Here is a 7,625-nt window from a genome sequence, read left to right on the forward strand (position 1 = left end):
AGAGATGTGTATAAGAGACAGGCGCGTCGCCGCCCGCGCCCCCGGAGGCGCCGTCCGGTCGGTCCGTCGCGCCCCCGCCCGTGGCGCACGCCCCCCTGCCCGGCCGGTTCGCCCGGCTCCTGAGGCGAGGGGCCGGCGCTCCGGCCGCGCCGCTCGCCGATCCGGTCACCCGGGTCGACGGGCTCGGGGTGCGGCGCGGCCGGGTCGAGGCGCTGCGGCGGGTGACGCTCACCGTGGCCCCGGGCGAGGCGGTGGCCCTGATGGGCCGCAACGGGGCCGGCAAGTCCACGCTGCTCGGCGCGCTCGTCGGCATGATCGAGCCCACCGGGGGCGCCGTGCGCGTCGGCGGCCTGGCCCCGGCCCGGACGGACCCCCGGGCGATGGTGCGCCGGGTCGGCCTCGTACCGCAGGAGCCGCGCGATCTGCTGTACGCGGACACGGTGGCCGCCGAGTGCGCCGCCGCCGACCGGGACGCGGGCGCGGCGGAGGGTTCCTGCCGGGCGCTGGTGTCGGAGCTGCTGCCGGGCGTCGCGGACGACACCCACCCCCGGGACCTCTCGGAGGGCCAGCGGCTCGCCCTGGCCCTGGCGCTGGTGCTGACGGGCCGCCCGCCGCTGTTGCTGCTGGACGAGCCGACGCGGGGCCTGGACTACGCGGCGAAGGCCCGGCTCGTCGGCGTGCTGCGCGGCCTGGCGGCCGAGGGGCACGCGATCGTCCTGGCGACGCACGACGTGGAGCTGGCGGCCGAGCTGGCGCACCGGGTGGTGATCCTCGCCGACGGGGAGGTCGTCGCGGACGGCCCGACCGGGCGGGTGGTGGTCTCCTCCCCCGCGTTCGCCCCGCAGACGGCGAAGGTCCTCGCCCCGCAGGAGTGGCTGACCGTGTCGCAGGTGCGCGGCGCACTGGAGGCGGAAGCGTGAGCGGGACGAGGGAGGTACGGGAGCGGGCGGCCCGGCCGGTGCGGCTCGGGCCGAAGTCGGTCGCCGTCCTGCTGCTGACCGGGGCCGTCGGTGTGGTCGCCTTCGGGTGGCCGTTGCTGGCGGACGCCGGGTCCGGGCTCGCGCACGCGCGGGACGCGCCCTGGCTGTTCGCGGCGCTGCTGCCGCTGCTCGTCGCGGTGGCGGTGGCGACGATCTCCGAGTCCGGCATGGACGCGAAGGCCGTCGCGATGCTCGGGGTGCTGGCGGCGGTCGGGGCGGCGCTGCGCCCGCTCGGCGCGGGGACGGCGGGCCTGGAGCCGATGTTCTTCCTGATGGTGCTGAGCGGCCGGGTGCTGGGCCCCGGCTTCGGCTTCGTGCTCGGTTCGGTGACCATGTTCGCCTCGGCCCTGCTGACCGGTGGGGTGGGGCCGTGGATGCCGTTCCAGATGCTGTCGATGGGCTGGTTCACCATGGGCGCGGGTCTGTTGCCGGGAGCGGACCGGCTGCGCGGGCGGGCGGAGCTGGCGATGCTGGCGGCGTACGGCTGCGTGGCGGCGTTCGCGTACGGCACGGTGATGAATCTGCAGGGCTGGACGCTCATCGCCGGGCTGGGGTCGGGGATCTCGTTCGTCGCGGGCGACCCGCTGCACGAGAACCTGGTGCGCTTCCTCGCCTACTGCGCGGCGACCTCGCTGGGCTGGGACCTGGGGCGGGCGGCGCTGACCGTGGTCCTGACGGTCGCGATCGGCCCGACCCTGCTGAAGGCGCTGCGCCGGGCCACCCGCCGCGCCGCCTTCGACGCGCGCGCCGTGTTCGGTGAGCCCGAGAGCTGAGGCCTTCCCCGGGCTCACCGGGCGGGGGACGCCGGGCAGGGCTCACCGGGCGGGGGACGCCGGAATCACAGCCGCTGAATGATCGTGCCCGTCGCCAGGGCCCCTCCCGCGCACATCGTGATGAGCGCGAACTCCTTGTCGCGGCGCTCCAGTTCGTGCAGGGCCGTGGTGATCAGCCGGGCGCCCGTCGCGCCGACCGGGTGGCCCAGCGCTATCGCGCCGCCGTTGACGTTGACCTTCTCCAGGCCGTCGAGATCCGCCTCGAACTCCTGCGCCCAGCTCAGCACCACCGACGCGAACGCCTCGTTGATCTCGACGAGGTCGATGTCCCGCAGCGTCATGCCCGCCTTGCCGAGGACCGCCCGGGTCGCGTCGATCGGACCGTCCAGGTGGAAGTGCGGGTCGGAGCCGACCAGGGCCTGGGCCACGATCCGGGCCCGGGGCTTGAGCTTGAGGGCCCGCGCCATGCGCTTGGAGGACCACATGATCGCGCAGGCGCCGTCCGAGATCTGCGAGGAGTTCCCGGCGGTGTGGATCGCGCTCGGCATGACGGCCTTCAGCCCGGCGAGCGCCTCCATCGAGGTGTCGCGCAGCCCTTCGTCCCGGTCGACGAGCCGCCACATGCCCTGGCCGGCCGCCTGCTCCTCCTCGGTGGTCGGGACCTGGACGGCGTACGTCTCGCGCTTGAAGCGTTCCTCCGCCCAGGCGGCGGCGGCGCGCTGCTGGGAGAGCAGACCGAGCGCGTCGACCCGCTCCCGGGTCAGGCCGCGCTTGCGGGCGATGCGCTCGGCCGCCTCGAACTGGTTGGGCAGGTCGACGTTCCACTCGTCGGGCCAGGGCTTTCCCGGGCCGTGCTTGGAGCCGCTGCCCAGCGGCACCCGGGACATCGCCTCCACGCCGCAGCTGATGCCCACGTCGATGACCCCGGCGGCGACCATGTTGGCGACCATGTGGGAGGCCTGCTGCGAGGAGCCGCACTGGCAGTCGACGGTGGTGGCGGCGGTCTCGTACGGCAGTCCCACGGTCAGCCAGGCGTTGCGGGCCGGGTTCATGGACTGCTCACCGGCGTGGGTGACGGTGCCGCCGACGATCTGTTCGACGCAGTCGGCCTGGATGCCGGTGCGGCCGAGAAGTTCACGGTAGGTCTCGCCCAGCAGATAGGCGGGGTGCAGATTGGCGAGTGCGCCTCCGCGCCTGCCGATGGGAGTGCGTACGGCTTCGACGATGACGGGTTCCGCGGCCATGAGCTCGTCCTCTCCTCGCGCTTCCGCAGGGGGCGTCCCGGCGCCCGCGGAAGTAACTAGTACGCGTTCTAGTTCTGCTAGCAGTCTCATGACGGCGACCCGGCTGCGCAAGGGGCGTGCACACACCGCGCGTGCGCCCCTCGGGCGGGGCGGCGGGCCCGCGCCGGACCCGGAGGCAACAGATCCGGCCACGGCCCTTGCCACTTGTAGAACTCGTTACTACCTTGCGGGCAACTTCTGATGGAGCGTCAGACAGTCGCGGCCGTCGGCCGGTTCGCCGACTGTTCCGGAGTGGAGAGGTGCCCATGCGCTGCCCCCATCTGCCCGACGGGTTCGACTTCACCGATCCCGACCTCCTCCAAGCCCGCGTGCCGCACCCGGAGTTCGCGATGATGCGGGAGACCGCGCCGGTCTGGTGGTGCGCCCAGCCCCGCAACATCTCCGGGTTCGGCGACGAGGGCTACTGGGCCGTCACCCGTCACACGGACGTCAAGTACGTTTCCACGCACCCCGAGTTGTTCTCGTCGAACACCAACACGGCGGTCATCCGCTTCAACGAGACGATCAGCCGCGACCAGATCGACGTCCAGAAGCTGATCATGCTGAACATGGACCCGCCGGAGCACACCCGGGTCCGCCAGATCGTCCAGCGCGGCTTCACCCCGCGCGCGGTGCGCTCGCTGGAGGCGGCCCTGCGCTCCAGGGCCCGCTCCATCGTCGAGACCGCCCTGGCGTCCGCCGACGCCGACGCGGGCGGCTCCTTCGACTTCGTGACCAACATCGCGGTGGAGCTCCCGCTCCAGGCCATCGCCGAGCTCATCGGCGTACCGCAGGAGGACCGTTCGAAGATCTTCGACTGGTCCAACAAGATGGCCGCGTACGACGATCCGGAGTACGCGATCACCGAGGAGGTCGGCGCCGAGGCGGCGATGGAGATCGTGGCGTACTCGATGAACCTGGCGGCGGCCCGCAAGGAGTGCCCGGCCCAGGACATCGTGAGCCGGCTCGTCGCGGCGGAGGGCCAGGGGAACCTGTCCTCCGACGAGTTCGGGTTCTTCGTGATCCTGCTCGCGGTGGCCGGGAACGAGACGACCCGCAACGCGATCAGTCACGGCATGCACGCCTTCCTCACCCACCCCGAACAGTGGGAGCTCTACAAGCGGGAGCGCCCGAGGACCACGGCCGAGGAGATCGTGCGCTGGGCGACCCCGGTCGTCTCCTTCCAGCGGACCGCCACCCAGGACCTGGAGCTGGGCGGCCGGCGGATCAGGAAGGGCGAGCGGGTGGGGCTGTTCTACTCCTCGGCCAACAACGACCCCGAGGTGTTCGACGCCCCGGAGGCCTTCGACATCACCCGCGACCCCAACCCGCACCTCGGGTTCGGGGGCGGCGGCCCGCACTTCTGCCTGGGTAAGTCGCTGGCCGTGATGGAGATCGACCTGATCTTCAACGCCATCGCCGACGTGCTGCCGGACCTGCGGCTCCTGGAGGACCCCCGGCGGCTGCGTTCGGCCTGGCTCAACGGGATCAAGCAGCTCCAGGTGACCACGGCCGCGGCCACCTGACACCGGCCGGTCCGGGGCGGCCCGGTGCCGTCCGGGTGGCGGGCGGAGCCGGCCGGGCGGATTATGGAGAAACGCGGCGATCCACGCCGAAGGGGTGCCGGAACGGTCTTCCAGCCGTCCCGGCACCCCTTCGGCCCGCTCTGCCCGGCGCGACCGGGCCCTGCCGCGTGCCGCCTACGTGCCGCCGACCTTCTCGGCCACTTCGGCGTTCGCGTCGCCCGCCTCGCCCGCCTCGGTTTCCGCTCCGCGCACGGGCACAGCGGCAGGCTCGGGTTCAGGGGCGGGCCGGGGGCCGGGCCGGGGTTCAGCTTCGGGAGAGGGTCCGGGTTCGTCGGGCCGGGACGTCGGCCGCGCGAGTTCCGCCGGCCGCTCCTCGCCGGTCAGGAGCTTCCGCGGCCCCGACAGCAGGTACGTCAGCCCGAAGCCCATCGCGACGACGAGCGCGCCACCGGCCGCGTCGAGCACCCAGTGGTTGGCGGTGGCCACGATCGCGGCGATCGTGAAGAGCGGGTGCAGCAGGCCGAGCGCCTTCATCCAGAGCTTCGGAGCCAGCATCACGATCACCACACCGCACCACAGCGACCAGCCGAAGTGCAGCGACGGCATCGCCGCGTACTGGTTGGTGACGGTGGTCAGCGTCCCGTAGTCGGGCTTCGCGAAGTCCTGCACCCCGTGGACGGTGTCGATGAAGCCGAGGCCGGGCATGAGCCGGGGCGGGGCCAGGGGGTAGAGCCAGAAGCCGACGAGCGCGAGCAGGGTGGCGAAGCCGATGGACGAGCGGACCCAGCGGTAGTCGGCGGGACGCCGCGCGTACAGCACGCCGAGGATCGTCAGCGGGACGATGAAGTGGAACGTGGAGTAGTAGTAGTCGAAGAACTCACGCAGCCAGGTGATCTGCACGACCGTGTGGTTGACCCAGTGCTCGATGTCGATGTGCAGCCACTGCTCGATGGCGTGGATCTGCCGCCCGTGCTCCTCGGCGAGCGGGCGGCCCGCCCTGGCGGCGAGACGGACCTGGGCGTAGGCGTCGTAGACGACCCGGATGAGCAGGAGTTCCAGCAGCAGGTTGGGGCGGGTGAGGACCCGGCGCCAGAACGGCAGGAGCGGCACGCGTCTCCAGCGCGCCGCGACCGGTTTCGCGTAGTCGGTGGGGACCGGGTGCTGCCAGTACGGCGAGGTGCGGGGCACGAACGGGGCGAGGCAGGCCGCGCCGAGCGCCGCGAGGAGCAGCACGTTGTCGCGTACCGGGAAGAGCGTCTCGATGTTCGGCAGCAGCATCGTTCCCGGCAGGGTGACGACCAGCAGCACCACGGACGGCCAGACCAGCCGGTCGGAGGCCCGCTTGCCGACCTTGCCGACGACCGCGAGGAGCACCCAGAGCAGTTGGTGCTGCCAGGCGGTCGGCGAGACGGCGACCACGACGCAGCCGGTCACGGCCACCGCGAGGAGCAACTGCCCGTCCTGCGCGTACCGCACCGCGCGCCGCAGTCCGACGACCACGACGGCGGCGGAGAGCACCAGGAACAGGGCGATCTCCACGGGGCCTTCGAGGCCGAGCCTGAGCAGCGCCCCGTGCAGGGACTGGTTGGCGAGGCTGTCCGGCCGCTCCCCCAGGCCGGCGCCCGCGAGATGGTGCACCCAGTACGTCCACGAGTCCTTCGGCGCCGCGGCCCAGGCGGCGGCCGTGGCGAGGGCGAAGGTCACACCCGCGCTCACCGACGCCTGCCGTCTGCCGGTCAGCCAGAGCAGGGCGGCGAAGAGCAGCAGCACCGGCTGGAAGGCGGCGGCGAGGCCGACGAGAACGCCCGCCGCCCGGTGCTCCCGGACGACGAACCAGGCCAGGAGCACCAGCAGGACGGGCAGGATGCTGGTCTGGCCCAGGTGCAGGGCGTTGCGGACCGGCAACGACAGCATGAGCAGGCTGATCGCGACGGGGGCCGCGAGCCGGGCCGTCCGGCGGCCCACCGGCGAGGGCAGGGCCCGGGCCGCGACGAGGCCGAGGGCGACGACGAGCAGCAGGGACCCGAGCGTCCACGCGACGCCCAGGGCCTCCTCCTGGGCCGAACCGGTGAGAGGTTTCAGCACCAGTCCGGCGAAGGGCGTGCCGGTGAACCGGCCGCTCTCGTACAGCGAGCCCGTCACCCGCAGGGCCCCGTTCTCCCCGATCCAGGTCTCCAGATCGAGAAGCCGTTCCCCCGGTGGCTGCCGGAGCACCACCGCCACCTGCCGTACCGCCAGCGCGGCCACGACCAGCCAGAGGAGGGCCCGGGTCAGCCCTGCCCTCGCCCCCGTGTCCGCCGCCGCGTCACCGCGCACACTGTGATCCGCATTCACCACGCTGCGCCGACCCTCCCACCGTTCCATGCATCGCCCCTTCGAGTGGGGCCATGCCGGATGAAGCCTCGCATTGCCCTACGAGGTAGACACAATCAACCCCCTCTTTGCCTGACTGTCATCCTGCTTCGGTCCGGAAGAAGTCGTCCGCCGGGATGACGAAGCGGCCCGCCCCGGGCCTTGGGGGCCCGGGCCTCAGCAGTCCCCGCGCCTCAGGAAGCGCGGCCTCGGGAGCCCTCGGGCCTCAGGAGATCCCGGCTTCGGGAGTCCCCGGCCAACTCAGGCGTTCGGGCCGGCCGGAGCCTCCGCCTGCCAGGCGGTGAACAGCGGGGTGTCCTCGGTCCCGGCCAGTACGACGACGCCGAAGGGGCGGTCGAAGGCGATGTGACGCACCCGCCGCGGCCCGGGAGCGGCGCCCGGCCGCATCGCGACCACCGTCACGGCCGCGGCCTCCACGCCCTCCTCGGCGATCTTCAGCACGGCCTCCTGGACCACGTCGGAGATGGCGAGGCGTACGGGCGAGAGGCCGGAGAAGTCCGCGGCGTCCGTCACGGCCAGCCGGATGCCGAGGGAGGCCAGCTGCCCGGTGACGGGCACCCGCGTCCGCAGGGCGAGCCGGGGCAGCCCGATGGTCACCCGGTCGGTGTCCAGCGGGACGCCCTCGGCCCGGGGCGCCCCTGTCTCTTATACACATCTCTGAGCCTGTCTCTTATACACATCTCTGAGCGG

4 protein-coding genes and 2 pseudogenes are annotated in these 7,625 nt (G+C 72.8%); 3 read left to right on the forward strand and 3 right to left on the reverse strand.

Translation table 11 applies throughout. The features are described from left to right. Positions 1–29 precede the first annotated feature (29 nt). Both CR470_RS33960 and CR470_RS33965 read left to right on the forward strand, forming a co-directional pair. Positions 30–920 (forward strand): annotated as a pseudogene (locus CR470_RS33960) (ATP-binding cassette domain-containing protein); the annotation flags it as partial. Further along, positions 917–1,753 (forward strand): ECF transporter S component, encoded by an 837-nt coding sequence (locus CR470_RS33965; protein ID WP_097871287.1) that lies wholly within the window; start codon positions 917–919, stop codon positions 1,751–1,753. The pseudogene CR470_RS33960 and the gene CR470_RS33965, both read left to right, overlap by 4 nt. Positions 1,754–1,818: 65 nt before the next feature. Here the strand turns inward: CR470_RS33965 and CR470_RS33970 are convergent, their stop codons facing one another. Further along, positions 1,819–2,997, reverse strand: coding sequence for a steroid 3-ketoacyl-CoA thiolase (locus CR470_RS33970; RefSeq protein ID WP_007459261.1), 1,179 nt, complete (start codon positions 2,995–2,997; stop codon positions 1,819–1,821). A gap of 305 nt (positions 2,998–3,302) precedes the next feature. Here CR470_RS33970 and CR470_RS33975 point away from each other — a divergent pair, with 305 nt between their 5' ends. Continuing rightward, positions 3,303–4,562: a cytochrome P450 gene (locus tag CR470_RS33975; protein ID WP_097871288.1), complete on the forward strand. Its 1,260-nt coding sequence runs from the start codon at positions 3,303–3,305 to the stop codon at positions 4,560–4,562. Between the two features lie 174 nt (positions 4,563–4,736). Here the strand turns inward: CR470_RS33975 and CR470_RS33980 are convergent, their stop codons facing one another. Continuing rightward, positions 4,737–6,926, reverse strand: a complete 2,190-nt coding sequence (locus CR470_RS33980; RefSeq protein WP_257139013.1) for a bifunctional glycosyltransferase 87/phosphatase PAP2 family protein — start codon at positions 6,924–6,926, stop codon at positions 4,737–4,739. Between the two features lie 249 nt (positions 6,927–7,175). Next, positions 7,176–7,571: pseudogene (locus CR470_RS33985) on the reverse strand (serpin family protein); the annotation flags it as partial. Positions 7,572–7,625 lie beyond the last annotated feature (54 nt).

The organism is Streptomyces sp. rh34 (assembly GCF_002551245.1).
Lineage (GTDB): Bacteria > Actinomycetota > Actinomycetes > Streptomycetales > Streptomycetaceae > Streptomyces.